This is a genomic window from Cellvibrio sp. GW822-FHT04B05, assembly GCF_058800985.1.
Map to the genome: position 1 here is coordinate 496375 of NZ_JBXAMU010000003.1, position 23714 is coordinate 520088.

At 49.6% G+C, this 23714-nt stretch carries 18 protein-coding genes; 15 read left to right on the forward strand and 3 right to left on the reverse strand.

Annotated elements, in window-relative coordinates; all coding sequences use genetic code 11:
• The first annotated feature begins 417 nt into the window (after positions 1-417).
• The 3 genes from AC1RJL_RS12030 (at position 418) to AC1RJL_RS12040 (ending at position 7586) form a co-directional block, all read left to right on the forward strand.
• Complete coding sequence (locus AC1RJL_RS12030) at positions 418-969, forward strand: glutathione peroxidase (protein WP_492914272.1); 552 nt, start codon at positions 418-420, stop codon at positions 967-969.
• Positions 970-1725: 756 nt separating this feature from the next.
• The gene (locus tag AC1RJL_RS12035; RefSeq protein ID WP_492914274.1) at positions 1726-4872 is read left to right on the forward strand and encodes a TonB-dependent receptor; all 3147 of its coding nucleotides are present in this window, start codon (positions 1726-1728) and stop codon (positions 4870-4872) included.
• 50 nt (positions 4873-4922) lie between these two features.
• Positions 4923-7586, forward strand: a complete 2664-nt coding sequence (locus AC1RJL_RS12040) for a hypothetical protein (RefSeq protein WP_492914276.1) — start codon at positions 4923-4925, stop codon at positions 7584-7586.
• 561 nt (positions 7587-8147) lie between these two features.
• Here the strand turns inward: AC1RJL_RS12040 and AC1RJL_RS12045 are convergent.
• Positions 8148-9824: an Ig-like domain-containing protein gene (locus tag AC1RJL_RS12045; protein ID WP_492914278.1), complete on the reverse strand. Its 1677-nt coding sequence runs from the start codon at positions 9822-9824 to the stop codon at positions 8148-8150.
• Between the two features lie 344 nt (positions 9825-10168).
• On the opposite strand from AC1RJL_RS12045, the gene AC1RJL_RS12050 reads away from it, so the two are divergent.
• Positions 10169-11362: a class I SAM-dependent rRNA methyltransferase gene (locus AC1RJL_RS12050; protein ID WP_492914280.1), complete on the forward strand. Its 1194-nt coding sequence runs from the start codon at positions 10169-10171 to the stop codon at positions 11360-11362.
• 348 nt (positions 11363-11710) lie between these two features.
• Here AC1RJL_RS12050 and AC1RJL_RS12055 read toward each other — a convergent pair whose 3' ends face one another.
• On the reverse strand, positions 11711-12166 hold the full coding sequence (locus AC1RJL_RS12055) for a hemerythrin domain-containing protein (protein WP_492914282.1): 456 nt from the start codon (positions 12164-12166) through the stop codon (positions 11711-11713).
• A gap of 93 nt (positions 12167-12259) precedes the next feature.
• Positions 12260-12913, reverse strand: coding sequence for a histidinol-phosphatase (locus tag AC1RJL_RS12060; protein WP_492914283.1), 654 nt, complete (start codon positions 12911-12913; stop codon positions 12260-12262).
• Between the two features lie 230 nt (positions 12914-13143).
• Here AC1RJL_RS12060 and AC1RJL_RS12065 point away from each other — a divergent pair, with 230 nt between their 5' ends.
• The 11 genes from AC1RJL_RS12065 to AC1RJL_RS12115 all read left to right on the forward strand — a co-directional run bounded on the left by AC1RJL_RS12065 (position 13144) and on the right by AC1RJL_RS12115 (position 23640).
• Positions 13144-13647, forward strand: a complete 504-nt coding sequence (locus tag AC1RJL_RS12065; protein ID WP_492914285.1) for an RNA pyrophosphohydrolase — start codon at positions 13144-13146, stop codon at positions 13645-13647.
• Between the two features lie 58 nt (positions 13648-13705).
• Positions 13706-15976, forward strand: coding sequence for a phosphoenolpyruvate--protein phosphotransferase (gene ptsP, locus AC1RJL_RS12070; RefSeq protein WP_492914287.1), 2271 nt, complete (start codon positions 13706-13708; stop codon positions 15974-15976).
• Between the two features lie 72 nt (positions 15977-16048).
• On the forward strand, positions 16049-16891 hold the full coding sequence (gene lgt / locus AC1RJL_RS12075; RefSeq protein ID WP_492914289.1) for a prolipoprotein diacylglyceryl transferase: 843 nt from the start codon (positions 16049-16051) through the stop codon (positions 16889-16891).
• Between the two features lie 22 nt (positions 16892-16913).
• Positions 16914-17753: a thymidylate synthase gene (locus tag AC1RJL_RS12080; RefSeq protein WP_492914291.1), complete on the forward strand. Its 840-nt coding sequence runs from the start codon at positions 16914-16916 to the stop codon at positions 17751-17753.
• 16 nt (positions 17754-17769) lie between these two features.
• Positions 17770-18276, forward strand: a complete 507-nt coding sequence (locus tag AC1RJL_RS12085; RefSeq protein WP_492914293.1) for a dihydrofolate reductase — start codon at positions 17770-17772, stop codon at positions 18274-18276.
• 228 nt (positions 18277-18504) lie between these two features.
• Positions 18505-19290: a DUF3450 domain-containing protein gene (locus AC1RJL_RS12090; protein WP_492914295.1), complete on the forward strand. Its 786-nt coding sequence runs from the start codon at positions 18505-18507 to the stop codon at positions 19288-19290.
• Positions 19287-20690, forward strand: a complete 1404-nt coding sequence (locus tag AC1RJL_RS12095) for a MotA/TolQ/ExbB proton channel family protein (protein WP_492914297.1) — start codon at positions 19287-19289, stop codon at positions 20688-20690. The genes AC1RJL_RS12090 and AC1RJL_RS12095 overlap by 4 nt, the downstream gene beginning before the upstream one ends.
• 10 nt (positions 20691-20700) lie before the next feature.
• On the forward strand, positions 20701-21228 hold the full coding sequence (locus AC1RJL_RS12100; protein ID WP_492914299.1) for a MotA/TolQ/ExbB proton channel family protein: 528 nt from the start codon (positions 20701-20703) through the stop codon (positions 21226-21228).
• A 17-nt stretch (positions 21229-21245) separates the two neighbouring features.
• Positions 21246-21650, forward strand: coding sequence for an ExbD/TolR family protein (locus AC1RJL_RS12105; RefSeq protein WP_492914301.1), 405 nt, complete (start codon positions 21246-21248; stop codon positions 21648-21650).
• Positions 21651-21654: 4 nt separating this feature from the next.
• Positions 21655-22284 carry an energy transducer TonB gene (locus AC1RJL_RS12110; RefSeq protein ID WP_492914303.1) on the forward strand — a complete coding sequence of 210 codons (630 nt, stop codon included), beginning with the start codon at positions 21655-21657 and terminating at the stop codon, positions 22282-22284.
• A gap of 9 nt (positions 22285-22293) precedes the next feature.
• Positions 22294-23640 (forward strand): tetratricopeptide repeat protein, encoded by a 1347-nt coding sequence (locus tag AC1RJL_RS12115; protein ID WP_492914304.1) that lies wholly within the window; start codon positions 22294-22296, stop codon positions 23638-23640.
• Positions 23641-23714 lie beyond the last annotated feature (74 nt).

Consider the following 23714-nt stretch of genomic DNA (forward strand, 5'->3'; position numbering starts at 1 on the left):
TTGAACCGTCACTGGCATTAATAAAAAAGGAATTGGGTATGATCGATAAACACAAAGGCAACAATAGAGCGAAATAGAGATGCAAAAAATCCGTGCCTGCAGACGTTTTGCATCACCTTCAGATCCAAATCATTTCACAGCAAAAAGGTGCTGCGTTTTGATGTGTGGTGTGAATCACATGCGCAGTCAATTTAATAGGCGCGATCATTCAGTGCAGGTAACTGGATTTCCAGTCTGAACTATGACGATATTCCGGCGGTGTGGATGTGCGGGCCTGGTAATTGATTCGCTTTTTATTTTTTGGATGTGAACTGCCTCGTAAGGATTCGTTAATATGCAATCCCTACCCTTTTACCCAGGCAAAAAAAGCATACACTGCGCAAGTTGTGTATCCATCATGTCGAGCGAGGCATTCCTGTGAAAATATTTTTTAATCCACTGGTTACTGTATTCGGGGTGGCCTTGGTCAGCCTGTTCAGCACGGCTGCATCGGCGGCCTGTCCTGACTATATGAAGGGCGAGTACCGCAAGCTGCACTCAAAAGACTCGGTGAATATCTGCGAGTTGATGGAAAATAAAACCGTGTTGGTCGTGAACACTGCAAGTCATTGTGGCTTTACCTCCCAATTCAAAGAGCTGGAAGCGCTGCACAAGAAGTACAAAGATAAAGGGTTGGTGATCGTCGGTTTTGCCAGCGATGATTTCAAACAGGAAGATGCAGATGAAGAAAAGGCCGCAGAAATCTGTTACCTCAATTACGGCGTAACCTTTACCATGCTCTCTCCCACCCATGTGACGGGTAAAGAGGCCAACCCTTTATTTAAGGCATTGGCAGAGCAGGCGCAGGAACCCAAATGGAACTTCAATAAGTATCTCGTGGGTAAAGATGGTCAACTGGTTGAGTATTTTGGCAGCCTCACTAAGCCGGATTCACCCAAGTTAACTACTGCGATTGAAAGCCTTCTTTAGTTAAATCTGGCCACCTCAACCATCTCCCCACTAAAAACCCGGCTTGACCGGGTTTTTAATGTCTGGCATTTGCTAATCGATTCGCAATAAAAGATGAAATCGTTATCTTTTTTTAGAATATTTTCCGTACGTCTTAATGGTCACCCATTTCATCAGTAAATATGAATTTGTATTCGGCGACCTTTTTTATAACAGGATCATCAATTAATCTCTAATTTTGTGAGTATTTGCGATAAATGGAATTAAAAACCCAAAATAGACTAGGTTTTCTCTCCTAAAGAAATGTTCGTAAAGTTGCTTAAACGGGTGTAATCGATCACAAAATTATCTTGAAACCGATTACATTTTAATTCATTATCCGCTCGCCATCACCCCAAAGAAATAACATAAATAATATATATTTTAAGTATTAAAGTGACAGCACCAATAGATTTACATAATTAAGAAAGCTCTAGCTGTTTGCCATTACCCGGTTCCCGAGACTGCCTCCGTGGGCAAAACTCAGGCGCTATAACAATAATAGTTGTGATGTATTCGTCGGTTTAATCTGCCCCCATTCCTTGCCCGACTCCGTTTCGGGAGTGAATGACTATGCAGGTCGACTGCATTTATCCACTGTTATTCCGGTTTCCAGCTCTCCTTTCTTACGTGTTCTCACTTGATGTTCAGGCGCGATATTCCTGATTTTTTGCGCACGCAAAAATCTGCTCAGCCAACACAATTTATATAAAAGATAACAACACGAGGAAGCTCAAGATGATCAAACCTAGCGGTATCACTACCAGAAAAAAAGCTCTGGTTCTGGCAATAGGCTGTGCGCTTTATGGCGCCCAAATTTATGCGCAGGAACCCGCAGTGACGGACACCGGAGAGGAAAAGGTTGAAGAAATTATCGTAAAAGGTGTGCGTGCATCGCAGGCCAAAGCGATTGATATCAAACGCGAATCGACTAGTGTGGTGGATTCGATCGTGGCTGAGGATATTGGTAAGTTGCCTGACACAACTATTACTGACTCGCTGCAGCGTGTAACAGGTGTACAAATTAAGCGTGAAGCGGGGGAAGGGACATCGCTGAATGTTCGCGGCATGCCGCAAGTACTGACCACCTTGAATGGTGAGCAATTTTTGAGTCCGTGGAGTATTAACAAAGTAGAAGCTAACTTTTCGGATATTCCAGCCGGTTTGATTTCTGGTGTTGATGTGTATAAGTCGCAGGACGCCTCAATACTGTCTGGTGGTATTTCTGGTGTGGTTGATCTTAAAACCTGGGATCCCAGCAAAATGGATGAAGGCTACACTGTGCGTCTCCGTGTGGAAGGTTCCACAGGTGAATACTCTGGTCGTGAATACGATGAAAGTGGTGATAAGTCGCGTCGCAATCCAGACTATAACGTTGGTTTGGTAGCGGGCTTTAATAATGGCGATAACTTCTCAATTATCGGCTCGCTTTATTCAGCCGAGAGCTATAACGCCAACTATTCCATGTGGGAAGGCCAAACCTTTGCATTCCTCGATCAAACTGGTGGAACACCTACCGATATGTATGATCTCGATGGTGACGGCGATCTGATTAATGATTGGTATATCGTGCCTGAGCAATTTGCGGCGAACAGTCAGTTTGTTGAGCGTGAGCGTTTTGGTGGATCGCTGACCAGTGTTTTCGAAATCAATGAAAACTGGAGTGTGCGCGGCGATGTTTTTTATACCGAGATGGATAAATATGACCGCGGTGTATCAGCCCAATTTAACGCCAAACAAACCCCCGATGCCTGGAGTATTAATAATGCTCCAGCCAAAGATAGGTACGAGGGCACCTACAACGCAGTAAAATCCGGCTCGATTGTTTCACCCGGCTCCACCATTTCATTTCTTGATACTCAAGGCAATTCGCGCGAAATTAATATCAATACTATTCAGCTCGCGAATGTGTGGGCCGCAGATTTCCAATCCGTATCAAAAAATACCATTGAAAAAACAGCTGCTTATAACACTAACTTCGAAGTAGCTTATACCGATAACGAGTCGTTCGAGGCCAAGCTTCGCGTCATTCACTCCAAAGCAGAAATGCAGCAGCGCAAAGCCACATTCCAGCAGGGTACACCCGGTTGGCTATGGGTCGATGAGGATGGCATTCCCGGTAAAGACCCGGTTGATGGTTTCCATATGACGGTGGATTATCGCGGCGACTACCCCAAATTCTCCTACGAAGGTGACGTGGCTGACGCAAATTTCCTGAAACAGTATCAGGGTTTTGCCGAAGGGTTTAATTCAGATGCTGAGTTGAATGTCGTTCGTGTCGACTGGAAGTCTATCTTTGATGCTGAGCACATCGAGTCTATGGAAGCTGGTGTTCGTTACGGTAGTCGCGAATCCAACTACAACAAGTTTTATTACGTGACACCCACTAGCCGTTATTCAAATTACAACGACCCGCGTGTTCCCGCTGATAAGCGCTACAAATTATTGCCGGGCAACGCGGTTTGGCAAAAGTATCCTGACTGGTACAAGTTCGTGTTCTCGGAAACCGATGCGAACATGATTGATATCGGTGGTTTGGTCGATAATGGTTTTAGCGCTGCCGATACCAGCGTGTTTTACGATTTTGGCCCAATTAAGGGCTTTGAAAATGGCGTGGCGGCGCTGGCGCCAAGCAATTGGGACTCACCTTACGACTTCATGAATCGTTTGTATCCTGGTACGCGCACAGTAAATGAGCCGGGTGAAACCTATTCTGTTGCCGAAGACTCCATGAATGCCTATCTGCAATTCAACTTCGCCAATGATGACCAAGGTCTGTTTGGTATTCCTTATAACGCCAATGTTGGCGTGCAGGCAGTTCATACGAGTCGTGAAGTTGGCAAGAGTGTTGTGCCTGAAGTGCTCGATTCATTTAACTCTATTGGTTATGACGACTGGCAAAAAATTGCCTATGTGTATGAGACTGAAATGATCAATCATCAGTCGCTTGAACTGTTGCCATCAATCAACGTAAACCTGTTTCCGCGCGATGATGTGATTCTGCGTTTAAGTGCAGCACGCACGATGACCAATAACGATCTGGATACCATCGGTTCATCAATGGTGCTTTGGTATTCACGCTGCGTGAAAACGGACGAGGATGGCAATCAAGTTCAGATTCTGGATCCTAACACCGGTGGGCTCGTTCCTGACTATGTAGGTTGTGTCGGCGGCGGTTCGGATAGAGGTGATCCCTACATCAAGCCTTGGATGGCAAGCGTCTACAACTTATCCACTGAATGGTACTTCGATGAGTCTGCCATATTAGGTTTGGGCTTCTTCTTTATCGATGTGGATACCGCAGTGCAATCCTATCAAGAGCAGCGCCATTTCCTCGATATGGATGGTATGGATCGCAATAAGTTCTCAACGGTATGGTCAACCCGCAATACCGGCGCGGCTGATTTATACGGTGTTGAACTCGGCTACAAACAACCATTCACTATGTTCGACAATTGGTTTAATCGCACTGGTGTTGAGTTTAACTACACCTGGTCTCATTCCGAGTCAGAAGACATGGATATCGAAGGCAACCAATTGCCGCTGGTATCTAACTCGGAGCATCAAACCAACTTGATCTTATGGTACGACTACAGCGGCTTGAATGTGCGTCTCGCTTACAACTGGCGTAGTGAAGAGTATGCCGGGTTGGCGGGGGTGAATAACGCGGCAGGTAATGCCTTTAATCTGGCTAACTGGGTAGAACCCGCTGGTTACGTGGATTTATCAGTTTCATATAACGTTAATGAACACGTAAATTTGTTCTTTAGCGGCACCAACCTGACTGGCGAAAGCCGTAAAGGCTATACCCAATATGAAAGTCAGTTCCACAGTTTGTGGGTTCAGGAAACCCGCTATTCCGCTGGCGTGAATCTGACTTTCTAATTATCGAGCGGCATAACGATAATTCCGTTTGAAGATATTTGGAGAATACTATGAGAACAAAAACGACATTATTAGCATCTGTAATTAGTGCAAGTTTATTGACCGCCTGTGGTGGTGGAGACATGTTGAGCCGTTCAGACTCTGAAACTCATAAACTGACTCCCGAGGTTGTAGTAGAGGATCCGCTGGCCGCTCGTCCGTCAGAGAGCGCGCCTGTACTGCGTACTGATGGTACGAATATTATGTGGACTGACGGTAAGCACTACGTGTTACCTGTAGGGATCGAACTGGATTACGGTGCAGACTCTACCGAGCGTTTTAATGCTATTAGTGAGCTAGCTAAAGTGTCAGCGGGTGCCATGCGCTTGGTGCTAACACCGCAAACGCCCGTACAAAATCTGGAAGCGGCATTGAACCGTGCACTCACTGAGGGCCTGTTTGTTAATCTGACGCTAAACGACCCAGCGCTCTATTGTAAGGACAATGGTGAAGATCTTTTGCGTCTGGCCAAAGAGACTTGGTTCGGCAAGTTCCGCCCTATCATCGCGCAGGATAAATATCAGTCCATTATGATGATTAGTATTGCCCGTGGCTGGGGCCCCAAGGAGGTATTTGACCCTACATCTTCTGGCTATCGTGAATATATGGATTACACCAAAACATTGATCCGCGATTTCCGTAAAGCAGGGTTCAAACTACCTTTGGTAATAGAAGCGCCCGGATGCGGTGAAGATTTCAATGCGTTTGACGCAAACCGTGTGCGCGAACTCTTGGCCGCAGATATCCAGAAAAACCTCATTTTTGGTTTGGCTGCCAAGGGCAAAACCTATAACACATCAGCAAAAATTTCCAACGCGGTTAATGTGATTCGCAGCCAGCGTGCACCCGTCCTCATTACCGAAGTCGGTGGTAGTGATGTGGTTGAAAAAGGAGCTAAAGCAGAGCAGATATTGAATGGTGCATTTGGTGATATCGCTCTGGCAGTGAATCCTCAATGGCAAGGACCTGGCGACAAGGTCGCTTACCTCTTCCCCTTTGACGCAACAAAAAATCTGAAAAATACGCAATTAAGTTTTGATATCAGCTTCGCTGAGGCTTATCTCACGAATGGGGCTGCGGCCTCTATGGGGTACCAACTTTATTTGCGCGATATTAATGATAATTATGCGAGCATCCAGTGGAATGAAGTGAAAAACGCGACGGCAGGTTGGAATAACTTCACCTACAAAATTGGTGCGAGCATGCCAAAAACCGGCTGGGTTTCCGATGGTTTTGATATGACCCAGGTAGCTGCCGTTGGTGTGGAGCTGGTTGCCCAAGATAAACCTGCTTCGGTTGCGGGCCCCATTAAGTTCGATAACTTTAAACTGCTTGAAGGGACAGGGCCCGCTGTAGTCTACGCCAGTGATTTTAGCGCAGGCGTTGATGGTTGGAAAAATTCCCAGTGGGAAGGCAAAACAGCCATAATTTCTACGGCTGATAGCGGAGCAGTTAAAGCGCTTTCGCTCGTGCCGCAGGATGACCAGTTTGAGATTACCCGTACTGGATTGGCCGTTGATCTGACGCAGCCATTCACCATAACTGCACGCATTTATATACCAGCTTCTATCACCAATTTTGGCATGGGTATTTTTGCGGCAAACTCAACTAATTGGGCGGGTGGTGGCTGGGGCGGCACCTGGAATCTGGTTCCTGGTCAATGGAATGATTACTCTTTCACACCGGATGAAGCGACACAGGCATCTTTTGCCGCGTCAGGTGGTAATGGTTTGGGGATTCAATTCAATAATTTCGCTGCCGATCAAACCAAGGGCGATGCTATCCTGATCGAAAACTTGCAAATTGTGAGTGCTGCCGGTGGCAGTGCTACTGAAACCGAGTTTGGTGTTCAGTATCGTTCGAATTTCACCGATAGTAGTGATGGTTGGGGTAATACTGCCTGGCCAGATGATAATGGTGTTTCATCATCGCCAGTGTTGACTCCTGAGAATGGTGAGCTTATTGCGGCATCATCAAAGGATGGTGTTGAGCGTATCAGCTTGCAGAAAAACAACCTGACCTCATTGGATTCTTTGAATTTGGGTGAAGGCTTTAAGATCACGGTTAATGTGTTCATTCCCGAGTCGCTGCGTAATACCGAGTTCAACTTCCAGATGTTCTTCCAGGATGCCAATTGGAGTCACCATAACTCACCGATTGACATGACAGGCGATGAACTGAAATACGGTGAGTGGATGGCCATTACTGCTGAACCAGCCTTCCCTGATGGCTTCGATTTAAGTGCACTGCCTAAATTTGTGGGCATCGATATGTTTGCGCGTAAAGGTGCTGGTGGTTTCAAGACAACAGATAAGGTAATTATTGGTAGCATCCTGTTCGAAGGGCAGGTACCAGTGGAGCCAGAAGAGGTTGTCTTGGGTGCAGTGGACTTTAATCGCGGACAAGAGGTTCTTGTCGATTTTGTTGATGGCGCGATAACCGAAGCACAGGCTATGGTTGTTGCAGTTGATGTTATAAGTAATCCATTCGGTTGGTTTGCATCAACTTGGTTAGCCTCTCGTGCAGAGGAGGCAGTCTATGACTTGGTGCGCATTCCAACTGATGCTTCAAGTTTGACTGAGCGTGGCGAAAATATTGTTAAGGCACCAGGCGGCCTAGCTGAATGGCGCAGTTTGTTAGTGCCAGAAAAGGCAGAAACTGTACCCCAGAAATAATCTGGGGCACAGCTGGTAATTGTTTAAGCTGCACCCCAAAAGTTTGGCTGCTAGCCCAACAAAGTAAGGTGCAGTTTTTTATTAAAAATAATCAATAGGGTACGAGCATGTAAAAATACTGCGGACATAAAAAAGCCACAGAATCTCCGGCAAGCTATGAGAAAGCAAAGGAAAAGCTTAATGCCGGCGTAAGCAAAACTACCAATGATAATGCCGTGAATGTGGCGAGCAGAAAGATATCCAGCAGCCAGAACAACGCTGCGTAACTGTGAGTACATCAATGCACCACTCATGCAACATCAATGTCAGGCTATGATCAAATTGGCTTTTTTATTGGATTTTATCTAGTAATAAAGTAAATGAAAGCTGCTGTTTTTCAAGGCGCCTGACTAGCAAAACCTGACGCCAAGCGTAACTCTTTCATTAATTGGCGAACTTATCCGATCTACACAGGGCTATTTACAATAGTACAAACGTCCATTTTCATAAAAAATCCCGCACCAAATTAATGGGCGGGATTTTCTGAAACCCATCTTTGATGACAGGTTTATTTGTTTGTATTTAGTTGAAGCTTATCGGAAGTGTTGCACTACTGGTTTCGTTCTCTTCTGTCTTTGCTGTAATTTGGAAGGTACCGACAGTTCCAGCTGTGCCGTTAACCCCAACTCTAAAACAGGCCGCATTGGGAGTATTGGGTACCGTAAATTCCAGTTCACCTACAGTCAAGCCTGATGCCTTGGTTGGGTCTATTTTGACGACTGTTCCACTAGGCATACTATTTCCGTTTACATCGAATACTCGTACATAAACTTCACCTGTAGAAATAGAGATCGGCCCTGTTAGTGCAGTTGTACAAGTGGGGTTGGTAAACAATGCAAAGTAACCGTGAGGGCTGGACATTGCCAGAGTCCAGCTTCTGCGCACGGTCACTTTTTCTTTAGAACACACGGCAATGTTGTCGGATTTACAAAGGGTGCCACTGTAAACGCCGTCACCGGCATCACGATTGCTCGTCCCGTTAGCGAGGTTAACGTAAAGCTCACCAAGGGTATAAGTGCCACTTTCATCATCGTCGCGATAGGCCTCTGCAAGGTCATCGAAAGCTTCGCCAGCGTCATATTGGCCATTGGTATTCGCATCCACGAAAGATTCATTTCCGGAAGCAAATGCAAGAATAGTTACACGACCATCTGAGGGTCTATCCAACTGGCTGCGCCAGATAACGCTGCATGTGCCGTTTTCAGTTTTGCAGTTTGGTTCAATTGCACCCCCTTCCGCCCAGAAGGTAACTGCGGTTCCATCGACCACCGGGTTACCGAAATCATCTGCCATGCGCATGGTAACGGTTACTTCTTCTCCGTCTCTATCCCAACCACGAGGATTGAATTTAGTAAATGACAGGGATGTTGAACGTTGAACCGGAACACCGGTAGATACATTAAGGTTAAGGGACGAGGTGGAAATACTACTGCCTGTAACTGTCGCGGTAACACTGACATCAGTCGGAACCGTACCAGAACTAATGGTAGTGCTGACATAGCCTTCTCCATCACTCAGTGCCGATGTTGGGGACAGTGACAAGCCACCAGCTGTTGTACTCATTGAAAACGTAACCGTTGTTTTTTCAACGGGTGCGCCATTACCATCCAGTACCCGGAAGCGCACGATAGATGTTTCATTGCCGCCGCTACCTTTAAGGCTAATTCTGGTTGGCGTCGCGCTGGTGAACTGGATGCTGCCAACCGTGCCGGACTCAATAGTCAGATCTACATTGGCGTAGGCTGTTACGCCGTTAACGGTCGCAGAAGCCGTTACTCGATCAGTACCGACGCAGCCGTTGGCTGTGTAGGTCATGGTCGCCCGTCCATTAATAGTGGTGGTGCTGCTGGCTGGTGTGCCTGCCGCATTTTTGAGAACTGCTTTATTCGCGGAGATACATGATGAGATGAAGTTGACTGGAGTGGCAGTAACAACCGGAGTGTTAGTACTGCTGACTATATAGACTTCAAGGGTGGTAGAGCCGCCCGCCGACAAACTGGTTATATCGTTTGTGACGCCTATATCTCCTGCTTTGAAGGTACTTCCGGTGCCAGAGCCGATTTTCTGCGCGGTAGTGGTGTCAACTCCACCAGTGCCCCCGGTATTGTTATTCATTGGTGAGCCTGAGCCGCCGCAAGCAGACAATAACAGGGTCATAAGTACTGCACTGACAATCGTCGTCGTTTTTAGAGTATGCATGGTGTCGTCCTAGGTTACCGACCGCCGAAAGGGTTTATTACAAGGCGGCGGCTGGTAGTGAATTCGATGATATAAATGGCATAAAGAATCGGCGCTAAGCTCTTGAGCTTATTGGGACTTATAGCCACAGCTAACGTTAGCTCATATCTTTTCAATGATAAAGTCCCAAGCGTTTAAAAAACGCACTCCCACGGGCAAAACCCCCGATATTTGTGCATCCCTTAGCATTTCCATTGGCATTGAGCTCGTCCTTTTGGCGCATTTTGCCGTTGGCGTATTTTTATTTCTGTGTCCCAGTCGCACAAGGCTTATAATCCGCTCACTTTTTCTCTGCGAGTTTTGCCATGAGCCTGCCTGTCCTTGTTCTTAACCCCCAAGCTGATCGCCGTTTGAAGCTGGGTCATTTGTGGATTTATAGTAACGAGGTGGATGTCGCCAAGTCACCACTCAAATCCTTTGCGATGGGGCAGCAGGCGCTGGTGACCACTAATAGCGGCAAGCCGCTCGGGATTGCGTTGATTAATCCCAATGGTTTGATTTGCGGGCGTTTGGTTAGCCGCGATGAAAAATATCCGCTTAACAAATCCCTGCTGGTACATCGCATCAAGCAATCGCTGGCGCTGCGTGAAATGGCCTTTGATGAGCCGTTTTATCGCCTGATCTATGGTGATGCGGATTTGCTGCCGGGCTTGGTTGTCGACCGTTTTGGTGATTATCTGGTGGTGCAGATTGCCAGCGCCGGTATGGAGTCGGTGAAAGATGAAATTGTCGAAGCATTGGTGCAAGTGCTGAATCCCCATGGTGTGCTGCTAGCCAATGAGCACAGCGCGCGGGTGTTGGAAGGTTTACCGGAATACACCGGGGTCGTTTATGGCGAAGTGCCTGAGTCGGTCGAGTTGGTGGAAAACGGCACCCGTTTTATGGCGCCGGTGCACGGCGGCCAGAAAACCGGCTGGTTTTATGATCACCGCATGAACCGTGCACTCTTGCAGCAGTATGTGCAGGGTAAGCGCGTACTGGATGTGTTTTCCTATATCGGCGGCTGGGGTGTGCAGGCTGCTGTTGCGGGTGCAAGCGAAGTATTTTGTGTGGATGCATCGGAATCGGCGACGGATGCAGTATTGGAGAATGCACAGCTCAATGGGGTTGCCGACAAAGTCGCAGCGATTCAGGGCAAGGCGATTGATGTGCTTAAAGAGCTGATCGCCAATGATGAACGTTTTGATGTGGTGGTGCTTGATCCACCTGCCTTTATCAAAAAGCGTAAGGACCAAAAAGCGGGTGAGGCGGCCTATCGCCACATTAATGAATTGGGGATGCGTTTATTGGGGCGTGATGGTTTGCTGGTGTCGGCATCCTGCTCCATGCATTTGGGCAAAGATACCTTGTTGGAGATCGTGCGCGCGTCCGGGCGTCATTTGGACCGCCATGTGCAGATTATTGGTCAGGGCGGGCAGGGGCCGGATCATCCGATCCATCCGGCTATCCCTGAAACGGATTATTTAAAAGCGGTGTTTGCGCGGGTTTATATTGCGTGATAGCACGCGTCCTCGATTAATGGGGCGGGTATAGCCGATCAAGCACTGGATATGCCGGGTTTTATCGTCGCAATTGGAAAGCGCATATCCAAACGGTTTGGGAAAACACCGACTATTCGAACATGGCGGCTACAGATAAACCAGGTTTCATCGCGATCGTTTGACAAAATATAATACGCATCCGATGTTTCTGATGCGTTATACATGCCCATCGCCCTATAGCTAGTGTGAAGATTAAATCCACTGCGTAAGGGCAGGGGCGTAGGCCCTCCTTCGAGCTCCTGGATGCGTACATAGACACCAGTTTCCAACATCATTTATCGCACTCCCAATCGTCGTGTCCTTGAGCTATTGTTCACCCAGTGATTTTTTCATACGCAGGTAGTCTTTTTCATATTGCCGCGCGAGTTTTGTTTTTTGTGTATCGGTCAATATTTTTCCTGAAACCTGGAAAAATTTTTTCTCTTCTTCTTTGAGATGATGGTGTACTTCTTTAGAGAGTTTTTTCGCTAGTTCTTGCCAGTACTTTCCGTTAATCGATGCCTTCTGAATATCTTCTATGCATTCGTCAATTTCGTGGTGTTCGTGTAATGCGTGACGAGATGAATGAAGCCCCATATCGAACATTAAAATCGGCGCATATAAGTAGCGCTCTTCCGCTGCAGCATGTGCTGCCAGCTCAATACGTAATTCGCGCAACAGGCTTTTCCGTGCCTCATCCTTTTGCGAGCGTACTAATTTCCGACAAAGTGCTCGCTGGATTTCATGGCTCTCACGAAGGGCTTCATAGATTGATAATGACATAGGGTCTCCAATGTTTACGTTTAATAATGAAGCACGAATACCGTATGCTTTGAGCATAGTTGATATTTCGGTAGCGCCCTACAATAAGCCTGCCTAGCGCAGGCTTATTGCTTTCCAGTTGCGCTCGCGGGCGATAGCAGTGAGGTGCTCATCGGCATCGACTACCACCGGGTGATCGACTTGCTCGAGTAATGGCAAATCATTGATTGAGTCGCTGTAAAAGTATGCACCTTCCAGCGAGTGATGATTGTGCTTTAACCACTCGTGCAGATGGGCAATTTTACCGGACTGGAAACAGGGCTCACCGACGAAATTACCGGTGTAGCAACCGTTCACGATTTCAGGATCAGTAGCGAGTATGTCGTCCACCCCCAAACGCTTGGCGATAGGTCGCGTCACAAAGCCGTTGGTAGCGGTGATGATGAGCAGGTGGTCGCCCTGGTCGCGATGCTGTTTAAGTAGCGCTTCGGCTTTGGCTAACATTAATGGTTCGATATGGTCGCGCATAAATTCGTCATGCAATGCTTGTAAGTCGGCCATGCTGTGGCGAGTCAGTGGTGCGAGCGAAAATTGCAGGTAGGCGCGGATATCGAGGGTGCCATTTTTATAATCAGCATAAAAGCCGTCGTTGGCCAAGCGGTAGGTCGCTTCATCCACCAATTGTTTTTCTACCAAAAACACGCCCCAGCGATGGTCGCTATCGCCTGCAATCAAGGTGTTGTCGAGATCAAAAATAGCCAGTGCCACTGTGGTTCCCTCTATAGATGAAGTAAGCGTTTGCGGGAGTTATCGCAAGGGTCGCTAGGATAGCGGCAGTGACTGGCGCGCTCAATGAAAACCATTTCCGAGATTCAGGGTTGCGGGTTTGAGCAAGCCTGATATAGTGCGGAAAACGCTGTTTTGTGGAACATGTCCGCTCATTATCGCTGGAGTTTTGTTTTCTGCCACAGCAAAACCTTTTATATGGATAATTCCCCGTGATAGATTCCGACGGATTTCGCCCTAATGTGGGTATTATTTTGACCAATGACCAAGGCCAGTTGCTGTGGGCCAGGCGTGTAGGTGGTCAGGATGCCTGGCAATTTCCGCAAGGTGGCATCAACCCGAACGAGACACCGGAGCAGGCGCTCTACCGTGAATTACATGAGGAAGTTGGCCTGCATCAGGAAGATGTGCAAATCCTGGCGTGTACCCGCGGTTGGCTGCGTTATCGTTTGCCTCATCGTTTAGTGCGGCATAATTCACTACCGCTCTGTGTCGGCCAAAAGCAAAAATGGTTTTTGTTGCGGATGTTGAGTGACGATTCCAAGGTCAGTCTCAATAATGGCGGTCGCGCTGAATTTGATGATTGGCGCTGGGTAAGCTACTGGTATCCTCTGGGTAAAGTCGTCTCTTTCAAGCGTGATGTCTATCGCCGCGCGCTGAAAGAGTTGTCGTTATTCCATGCAAATCTTGAGGATCGTAGCGCGCGTGTCCGCTAGTACAATAAATAACTCAAACTAAACCGAAACCACCTGACAGGCCTGATTACCAAACCCTATGCTGAATTCACTCCGCTCCATCGTTCTGGAAGTAAACGCCGCGCGCGATATGAAAACCGCGCTGGCGATTATTGTTACGCGGGTGAAGCAGGTGATGGCCACACAAGTATGTTCGGTCTACCTGCGCGATACCAAGGGCGAATATGTGCTCATGGCAACCGATGGTCTCAACTCCGATGCGGTTGGCAAGGTGCGCTTGGCGTCAGGCGAAGGTTTGGTTGGTCGCGTGGTGGTGCGTGAAGAACCGATCAATTTGGAGCATGCAGAAGCGCATCCCAGCTACCAATACTTTCCTGAAACCGGTGAGGAGCGCTACAGCGCCTTTCTCGGCGTACCGATTATCCATCACCGCAAAGTGCTCGGTGTGTTGGTTGTCCAACAAGTTGAACAGCGCCGCTTTGATGAAGGTGAAGAAGCTTTTCTAGTCACTATGTCGGCGCAACTCGCAGGCGTTATCGCCCATGCGGAAGCGACCGGTGGCATAGTGCCTGTGGGTGCCAAGGCGACCCAGGCAAAATTCGTCGGTGTGTCCGGCGCCTCGGGTATCGCGATTGGTGAGGCGGTCGTTATAGCGCCGTCTGCCGATCTACGCTCGGTGCCCTATTTGCCATGTAAAGATGTCGAAGCAGAAATTGCCTTTTTCCACCGCTGCCTGATTGCAGTGCGGAGTGATATCAAGTCCCTCGGCGAACAACTCAAGGCACGCATCAATCGCGAAGAACAGGCGCTTTTCGATGCCTATCTCGCGATGCTCGACGATGCTTCCCTCGCCGCCGAAGTATGTGCCCGCATCGGCAAGGGCGCCAATGCACCCTATGCCTGGAGCGAGGTGATCCTCGAACACGAAAATATTTTCAACAGTATGAACGACCCTTATTTGCGCGAGCGGGCAACCGATTTGCGCGATCTGGGGCGGCGCGTGCTGGCTTATTTGCAAGAGTCTAATCAGAAGACGCGGGTGTATCCCGATAAAACCATCCTGATTGGTGAAGAGCTGACGGCATCAATGCTGGGAGAAATTCCCAAGGAAAAGCTGGCCGGTTTGGTGTCCGTGCAGGGCTCGTCCAACTCGCACGTGGCGATTCTGGCGCGAGCGATGGATATTCCCACGGTGATGGGGGCGGTGGATCTACCTTACACCCAAATTGATGGCCGCCCGATTATCGTTGACGGCTATAAAGGTTCTGTTTACTGCGACCCCAGCGCGCAACTGCGCAAGCAATATAAGGCGATTTTCCTTGAAGAGCAGGCGCTGGTAAAAGGTCTGGAAGCGCTCAAGGATCTCCCCTGCGAAACCAAAGACCACTACCGTTTACCGCTGCACGTGAATACCGGCTTGATGGCCGACGTGGTGCGCTCGCTGGAGCGGGGTGCCGAAGGTGTTGGCCTGTACCGTACCGAAGTGCCTTTCCTGTTGCGTGACCGTTTCCCCAGTGAGGAAGAGCAGCGCGTTATTTACCGCGAGCAGTTGGAGGCGTTTGCGCCCCATTCAGTCACTATGCGGACGCTGGATATCGGCGGCGATAAAGCCTTGCCGTATTTCCCGATTGAAGAAGACAACCCGTTCCTTGGCTGGCGCGGTATCCGCGTCACGCTTGATCACCCCGAGATTTTCCTCGCACAACTCCGCGCAATGATCAAGGCCAGTGAAGGTCTTGATAACCTGCGCATCCTGCTGCCAATGATTACCAATATGCAGGAAGTAGATGCCGCGCGTGCGTTGATCCAGCGCGTCCATAAAGAATTGCTGGAAGAAGGCTATCGCGTGCGCAAACCGCAAGTGGGGGTGATGATTGAAGTTCCGGCGGCGGTTTACCTCGCGCCGGAGTTATCGCGCAAAGTGGATTTTTTGTCGGTTGGCAGTAACGACCTCACCCAATATTTACTCGCGGTGGATCGCAACAACGCCCAGGTGGCGGATCTCTATCAAGCATTCCATCCGGCCGTATTACGCGCGCTCCAATACATCGTTTATGCGGCGCACGACGCTGGTATTAGCGTTAGTATCTGCGGCGAATTGGCGGGCGATCCCGGTGCGGCCATCCTCTTGATGGCGATGGGTTACGACGTACTTTCCATGAACGCCACCAACCTGCCCAAGGTCAAATCTGTTATTCGCGGCGTTACCTTTGAGCGCGCCAAGGAATTACTTGCCGAGGTGATGCGTATGTCCAACGGTGAGTTGATCCGTGAACATATCGCGCGCGAACTGCGCGAGACCGGCTTGACCCGCCTCATCCGCCCGGTCACCTCGGACGCAAACGAATAAATGTCTTGGGCGAGTCACAAAACCGCGCCATAATCACCGCCCACTGAATGGCTGCCTCAGGTTTAACCGCTTATGCTGCAATACCCGGATTTAAATCCCATCGCCTTTACTATTCCTATTGGCCCCCTTTCTATCGGTAACATGACCATCGGGCCATTCAACGTCCATTGGTATGGAATCATGTATTTGCTGGCATTTGTTAGCGCTTGGCTGATTGCCATGCAGCGTGCTAAAGCGCCTTATGCTTCGGTCAATAAATCCCAGGTTGAAAACCTGATTACCTATGGTGCGTTCGGCGTGATCCTCGGCGGTCGCTTTGGCTATGTGCTGTTTTACAATTTTGAACAATTCCTGCGCGATCCGCTCTGGCTGTTCCGCGTGTGGGAAGGCGGCATGTCGTTCCACGGCGGTTTGATCGGTGTAATTGTCGCGATGTTTATTTACTCTTATCGCATCAATCGTTCATTTATCAGTGTGATGGATTTTGTCGCTCCCACAGTGCCGCTCGGTTTGGGCTTTGGTCGTCTGGGTAATTTTATCGGGCAGGAACTCTGGGGACGCGTCAGCGATGTCCCTTGGGCGATGGTATTTCCCAAGGCATTGCCGGAAGGACTGGCACGTCACCCGAGCCAGTTATACCAAGCTTTCCTCGAAGGTCTGGTGTTGTTTGTGATTGTATTCTGGTTCTCCGCCAAACCCCGCCCGCGCGGCGCTGTATCGGGCGTATTCCTGATCGGCTACTCGATTTTCCGCTTTGGCGTTGAATTTGTGCGCGAGCCGGATCTGGGCGTCGCCCTGATTGCTGGCATGACCCGCGGCCAATTGCTCTGCGTGCCTATGTTCATGCTCGGTGTAGGATTGCTGGTATGGGCCTATGCATTTGCCCCGAAAACGGCCCAATCCCCTAAGGCTTAATTTTTTCGTACAGGTTTGTTGAATGAAGCAATATCTTGATTTGATGCGCGACGTAGTCGAAAACGGTGTCCAGCGCGGCGACCGCACCGGCACCGGCACACGCTCGGTATTCGGTCGCCAGTTGCGGTTCGATCTCAGCGAAGGCTTCCCGTTGGTGACCACCAAAACCGTCCACCTGAAAAGTGTGATTATTGAACTGCTGTGGTTCTTGCAAGGCCGCACCGATGTGGGCTGGCTGCAAGAGCGCGGCTGCAAAATCTGGAATGAGTGGGCTACCGAGTCGGGTGATTTGGGTCCGGTCTATGGCAAACAATGGCGCAGTTGGGCCTGTCCCGATGGCTCAACCATCGACCAGATTTCGCAAGTCATTGCCCAAATCAAAAAGACTCCCTATTCGCGCCGTTTGATCGTCAGCGCCTGGAACCCGGCCGATCTGCCGGATGAATCCATGAGTCCGCAGCAGAATGTCGAGCACGGCCGCATGGCGCTCGCCGCCTGCCACACCTTGTTCCAGTTTTATGTGTCCGAAGGCAAGCTCTCCTGCCAGCTCTACCAACGCAGCGCGGATCTTTTCCTGGGCGTGCCGTTTAATATCGCCAGCTATGCGCTGTTGACCCATATGATTGCGCAGCAGTGCGATCTGGACGTGGGCGATTTTGTGCATACCTTTGGCGATTGCCATTTATACAGCAACCATCTGACCGACGAGATTGTCTACGCGCAATTGGCGCGCGAGCCGAAGGCTTTGCCGAAGCTGCGTATCGCGCGCAAACCGGCATCGATTTTTGATTACGAGCTGGAGGATTTTTCCTTCGAAGGTTATGCGCCGCACCCGCGCATTGTTGCGCCTATTGCGGTTTAGGTTGAGGCAAGTCTGCATGAAATTGGCCATCATTGTTGCCGCTGCCAAAAACGGGGTGATCGGAAATAACAACCAATTGCCCTGGCATCTGCCGCAGGACCTTAAATATTTTAAATCGGTGACGCTGGGTAAGCCGGTGATTATGGGGCGCAAAACCTACGAGTCGATTGGTCGTCCGCTGCCGGGTCGCACCAACATTGTGGTTACCCGCAGTACCGATTGGAGCGCCGATGCTGTTGTGGTCGTCAACAGTTTGGAGCAGGCGCTGGCTGAAGCGCGCATAGCAATTGCCGCCAGTGCAACACCCGTGATCGAGGCGATGGTTATTGGCGGTGCGGAAATTTACCGTAGCGCACTGCCGCTGGTGGATCGGGTTTACCTCACCCGGGTTGAGGTTGATATCGACGGCGATGCATTTTTCCCCGCGTTGCCTGCTGCCGAATGGCAACTCACCTCCACCACTCCCGGTGATGAGCAGGCTACTTTAGCGCATCAATTCCTGGTGTATGAGCGCACTGCTTAAGCCGGCGTGCCGTGGTTAGCTCCTTTCTACACCGCCAGCGGCTATGCTTAACAAACATTCACCGGTGTTGTTGATGTGCTGCTGGCGTAAAACATCCAACAAATTCCTTGGAAGTGTTCGCGGTGCTTACTACAATGCTGCGGCTCCAGGCGCCATGACGGCTTTCCGGAATAGCGTCTTCAGGATCTCCTGCGTACATTCTTGATGAATACCCGATTGGGACGACTAATGAAAAAACAGCGATTGAAGACTGTAGCTGAATCAATATTGTTCGCTGTTGCCGGCGCGTTGTTCGTTAATGTTGCTATGGCACAGCAGACTCCAGATGCTGTACTCCAAACTGGCGAAGCGAAAATCACTGCCGCACAAGATTCGCAGGAACGTATCGATAACCTGGCCGAAGAGACGGCGGATATCGAGCGCGAATTTAAAATCCAGAATAAACAAATTGAAGACCTGCGCGTATTTAATGCGCAGATGGAAAAACAAATCGCCCGGCAGAAAGAAGCCATTGTCGATTTGGAGTCATCGCTGGAAAAAGTCACCATCATTGAGCGTCAAATCCAGCCGTTGATTTTTCGTATGCTCGATGGTTTGGAACAATTTGTTGCGCTGGATAAACCCTTCCTCATGCAAGAGCGCAAAGAGCGCCTGAGCATGCTGCGCGCCAATCAGGATCGCGGTGATATCACTGTTTCGGAAAAATTCCGCCAGGTGCTGGACGCCTACAAAATTGAATCCTCTTACGGCTCCAGTATCGACGCCTACAAGTCCACCCTGCGGGTTGCTAACCAGCCGCGCGAGGTGAACATTCTGCGCGTGGGGCGCATCGCCTTGCTGTACCAAACGACCGATGCCAAAGCGAGCGGTTATTGGGACCCGACCAAACGCGAGTGGATTGCACTCGATAGCTCTTACAACGCACAAGTCCTGAAGGGCATACGCATCGCCCGCGACCAAACGGCCAGCGATATCATGGTATTGCCGGTGCAGGCACCGGAGGTTGTGCGATGAGAGTGAGTGTGTTGAAAGCCGGGTTATTGCTCGCGACGTTGGTTGCAGGCTTGTCGAGCGTGTTGTCGATGGCGCAGACAGAAAAGGCCCAGACGCTGGAACAGCTGCTGGACATGGTAAAAAAATCGCAGATCAGCGAGTCGGTCGAACATCGCCAGCGCGAAGCAGATTTTGCGCGCGATAAAGCCAATCGTGCCGCCCTGCTGGCGCAGGCCAAAGCAGCGCGGGCGCGCGAAGAAGAGCGCGCCGCCGAATTGGAAAAAATCTACGCCGAACAACAATTGCTCGTCACCCAGAAGAAAGCACAGTTGAGTGAGCGCCTGGGTTCGATGCGCGAACTTTTCGGCCATTTAACGTCAACGGCGGGCGATTTGCGCGGCACGCTGGAGAACTCGCTGGTCAGCGCGCAATATCCGCAGCGCGGCGACTTCCTCGATGCCTTGATCGAAAAAATGAACGGCAGTACCAAACTGCCGGACATCGAAGAGATCGAGCGCCTCTGGTATGAAATCCAGCGCGAAATGATTGAAGCCGGACGTGTCGTTACTTTCAAAGGCGAAGTGGTACAGGCCGATGGCGAAACCAGTACCCGTAATATCGTGCGCATCGGCACGTACAACCTGGTCTCTAATGGTGCTTATGTTTCCTACGACGGCCGCAAGATGGAAGAGCTGGCGCGTCAGCCCGGTAGAGAATTGCTGGCGTCAGCAGTCGCTTTGCAAGGGGCGACCAAAGGCGTGGTGGATTTCGGGATCGACCCATCCGGTCCCCATGGCGGTCGCTTATTGTTTGCACTTATCCAAAAGCCAACCTTTTCCGAGTATTTGGATCAGGGCGGTATGGTTGGTTGGGCCATCGTTTATGTCGGTATCTTCGGTATTTTGTTGGGCATATGGCGCATCTACGTATTATTCACCATGAGCGCCAAAGTGAATGCGCAGTTGCGCTCGGATAAAGCCAGTGCCGACAATCCCCTGGGGCGAGCATTGATCGTGGCGGAAGAAAATGCAGCGGTCGATCTGGAAACCCTGGAGCTGAAACTGGAAGAGGCGGTGTTGCGCGAGCGTCCGGCTATCGAGAGCGGCTTGCCGATGATGAAAATTATCGCGGCGGTAGCGCCTTTATTGGGGCTGTTAGGTACGGTGACCGGGATGATCACCACTTTCCAGGCGATTACCATTTTCGGCGCGGGCGATCCCAAAAACATGGCGGTGGGTATTTCCACTGCGCTGGTCACCACTGTGCAGGGGCTGGTAGTCGCCATCCCGATGGTGCTGATGCACACGCTGGTTAATGGCCGCGCGAAAGCGATGATCCATATCCTCGACGAACAGACTGCCGGCATTATTGCCGAGAACGCCGAACGCAAGGCTGCAAACGATAACGCTGCGGAATCCTAGGGGCTGACTGGTGCAGCCGTTACTCGACGCCATTGCCACCCTGCTCACTTTTCTCGATCAGGGCGGCATCATGATGTACGTGATCGCCCTGCTGACGCTGGTGATGTGGACCCTGATTTTCGAGCGCTTTTCCTATTTGCGTGGCGATTTAAAAACCGACGTGCAGGAATATTTTATGGCGTGGGAGATGCGCCGCGAGCGTAAATCCTGGAATGCCCACCAGATCCGCACGGCGATGATTTCGCGCGTTAATAACCGCATCAACAGCAACCTCGATATGATTTCCGCACTGGTAGCGCTCTGTCCGCTAATGGGATTGCTCGGTACGGTAACGGGAATGATCGAAGTGTTCAGCGTGTTGTCTACTGCCAGTGGCGGCGACGCGCGATCCATGGCCAATGGGGTGTCCAAGGCAACGATTCCGACGATGGCGGGAATGGTATCGGCGATCACCGGCCTGTTTGCGAACACCTATCTGGTGCGTGTAGCCGATGATGAAAAAGCGCTGTTTGCTGATCACCTGACCATGGATCACTAATCCCAAGCGAGCTTCCGATGAACCGGTATAAGACCAAAGTTAACGAAGAAGTGCAGGCGATAGACCTGACTCCGATGTTGGATGTTGTCTTTATCATGCTGATTTTTTTTATCGTCACCGCGTCATTTGTGAAAGATACCGGCAAAGAAATTACCCGCCCGGATTCAACCACTGCTGAAGATGCACCACGCGCGAGTTTGTTGATTGCGGTCACCGCCGAAAACGAGATCTGGATGGACAACCAACGCATAGACCCAAGTGTTTTACGATTGGCAATTGAGCGGATGCGCGTAGAAAATCCCAAAGGTGCCATTTCGATTCAGGCGGATGAACATTCCAGCATTAAATTTGTAGTTGAGATTGCCAACGCGGCGCGACAAGCCGGCATCACCGACGTTATTGTTTCCACCCGGAAGAAATAAACTGATGAACCCGACCCGATTGGCAGTAGCAGGTTTACTCAGTGCGATTGTGACGCTCTGCCTGTTGCTGTTGATGAATTTGCTTATCAACAATCAGTTTGAGTTGCCTGACGAGTCCAACTCGGTCAAGGTTGCCGCCATCTATATCCCCAATATCAGTATCGAAAAACGTATCGAAGATGTGAAACCGGTGAAGCCGGAATTGCAGGAGGCGCCGCCACCGGAAATTCCCGCCCCGGTTTTTGATGCGCCACAACTTTCGCCGGAATCGTTTACGATCAATGCACCTATCGCCAATGATAAAGCGGCCCCGCGACCGGGAACATTAACGTTGGGGGAAGGTGAATATCTTCCGATTGTGAAGGTTCCGCCTGAATATCCGACCACGGCTTTATCGCGCGGTATCGAAGGTTATTGCACCGTTATCTATACCGTAACCGAAACCGGAACCACACGCGATGCGCGCCCGATACCGGGCGAGTGTGTTACTAAAGACGGTCAGCCGACCAGCGTGTTTGACCGTGTCTCGGTGCGCGCTGCTTCCAAATTCAAATACAAGCCGAAAGTGGTTGATGGCAAACCCATTGAAGTGACCGGAGTAAAAAACCGCTTCACGTTTGAAATGAAACAATAAGGCAATGGTATGAAACAGCTATTGCCCGACATCCCTGTTTTTATTCTCCGCAGCTTGCTACTGATCGCGTTTGCCGCCGTTTTATTGGTTGCAGCACACACGCACGCGCAAGTATTGGGCAATAACCAGCATGCAAATGAAGTGCGGCAGTATCCGGAAGTATCTGAAACTTTTTGGGTAAAAATCCAGGAGGCCTCGCATTTTTTGCAGCCACCGGAAGGTGCGGGTTTGCGGCCGGAACCAAAGCGAGCGATTCAATTATTGGCGGCGCTGGAATTGGAGCGCGCACGGTTGAATGCGTATGAGCTGGTGTTGTTATACCAGTATTACGGTTATGCCTATCTGGTGCAGGAAAATTATGACAAAGCGATTGAATACTACAACAAGGTATTGTTGCAATCTCCCTACATGCCAGTCGCAACGGAGGCGCAAATTTTATTGACCCTCGGGCAATTGTATTCGGTAAAAAATAATCCTAAAAAAGCCCTGGATACCATGCTCAAATGGACTGAGTATGTGAATGAGTTGCGCCCCGAACAATCCTACACCTTTGCCACACTCTACTATCAATTGGGTGATAACAGGAATTCGCTGCTCAACATTAACCAGGCGATTAACCGGCAGCAGGCAGCGGGAAAAATCCCCAGTGAGTATTGGTATTTGCTGCAGCGCGAACTTTATTTTGATCGCGAGGATTATCAAAATGGTTTGGTCTCACTCAATAATTTAATTAAGTATTATCCCAAAGCACAGTATTGGAAGCATTTGTCATACGTGTATAAAACGCTGAAACGCGAGCGTGAATCCCTGAGTGCGTTGGAGACTTGTTATCTTCTGGGCGGTTTAACTACCGAACGTGATTTGCTCGGGCTTTCCTATTTGATGCTCAAGGCCAATATTCCTTACAAGGCGGTTAAGGTATTGCGCAAAGGAATTTATACCGACAAGCTGATCGAACCTAACGCTAAAAATTTAACATTACTGGCCGATGCGTTACGCGCGGCAAAATATCCAAAAGAATCGCTGATTGAATATGAAAAAGCGGTGCAAAAATCTCACAATGCGGATTTGATTATTGGTTTGGCCAGCACCTATCTCGCAAATGAAAAATACGAAGAGGCTTCCAGGTGGGCGCGCCACGCTTTAAAAACCGGGCCGGTAAAACGCACAGACCAAGCTTTTTTAATTATTGGCCAAGCAGAGTTGGAATTAAAAAATTTCGATGAAGCGATTCATTTCTTTAAAGAAGCTGGCAAAGATTCCCGCAGCAAAAAACCGGCAACAGAATGGATCAGTTATGCCGAGCATGAAAAGGCAAAAGTGTCAGTTGCAAAAAATCTTTCCGTTATCCAATAAAAATTGTCGGCCAAACAAAAAAGCCAGTGCAAATTTGCATTGGCTTTTTTGTTTGCGCATTATTTTTTACGTTT

Coding starts and splice junctions, on each gene's coding strand:
- AC1RJL_RS12035 (WP_492914274.1), top strand. CDS start 1,726: ATGATCAAACCTAGCGGTATCACTACCAGAAAAAAAGCTCTGGTTCTG.
- AC1RJL_RS12040 (WP_492914276.1), top strand. CDS start 4,923: ATGAGAACAAAAACGACATTATTAGCATCTGTAATTAGTGCAAGTTTA.
- AC1RJL_RS12045 (WP_492914278.1), bottom strand. CDS start 9,824: ATGCATACTCTAAAAACGACGACGATTGTCAGTGCAGTACTTATGACC.
- AC1RJL_RS12050 (WP_492914280.1), top strand. CDS start 10,169: ATGAGCCTGCCTGTCCTTGTTCTTAACCCCCAAGCTGATCGCCGTTTG.
- AC1RJL_RS12055 (WP_492914282.1), bottom strand. CDS start 12,166: ATGTCATTATCAATCTATGAAGCCCTTCGTGAGAGCCATGAAATCCAG.
- ptsP (WP_492914287.1), top strand. CDS start 13,706: ATGCTGAATTCACTCCGCTCCATCGTTCTGGAAGTAAACGCCGCGCGC.
- lgt (WP_492914289.1), top strand. CDS start 16,049: ATGCTGCAATACCCGGATTTAAATCCCATCGCCTTTACTATTCCTATT.
- AC1RJL_RS12080 (WP_492914291.1), top strand. CDS start 16,914: ATGAAGCAATATCTTGATTTGATGCGCGACGTAGTCGAAAACGGTGTC.
- AC1RJL_RS12085 (WP_492914293.1), top strand. CDS start 17,770: ATGAAATTGGCCATCATTGTTGCCGCTGCCAAAAACGGGGTGATCGGA.
- AC1RJL_RS12090 (WP_492914295.1), top strand. CDS start 18,505: ATGAAAAAACAGCGATTGAAGACTGTAGCTGAATCAATATTGTTCGCT.
- AC1RJL_RS12095 (WP_492914297.1), top strand. CDS start 19,287: ATGAGAGTGAGTGTGTTGAAAGCCGGGTTATTGCTCGCGACGTTGGTT.
- AC1RJL_RS12105 (WP_492914301.1), top strand. CDS start 21,246: ATGAACCGGTATAAGACCAAAGTTAACGAAGAAGTGCAGGCGATAGAC.
- AC1RJL_RS12110 (WP_492914303.1), top strand. CDS start 21,655: ATGAACCCGACCCGATTGGCAGTAGCAGGTTTACTCAGTGCGATTGTG.
- AC1RJL_RS12115 (WP_492914304.1), top strand. CDS start 22,294: ATGAAACAGCTATTGCCCGACATCCCTGTTTTTATTCTCCGCAGCTTG.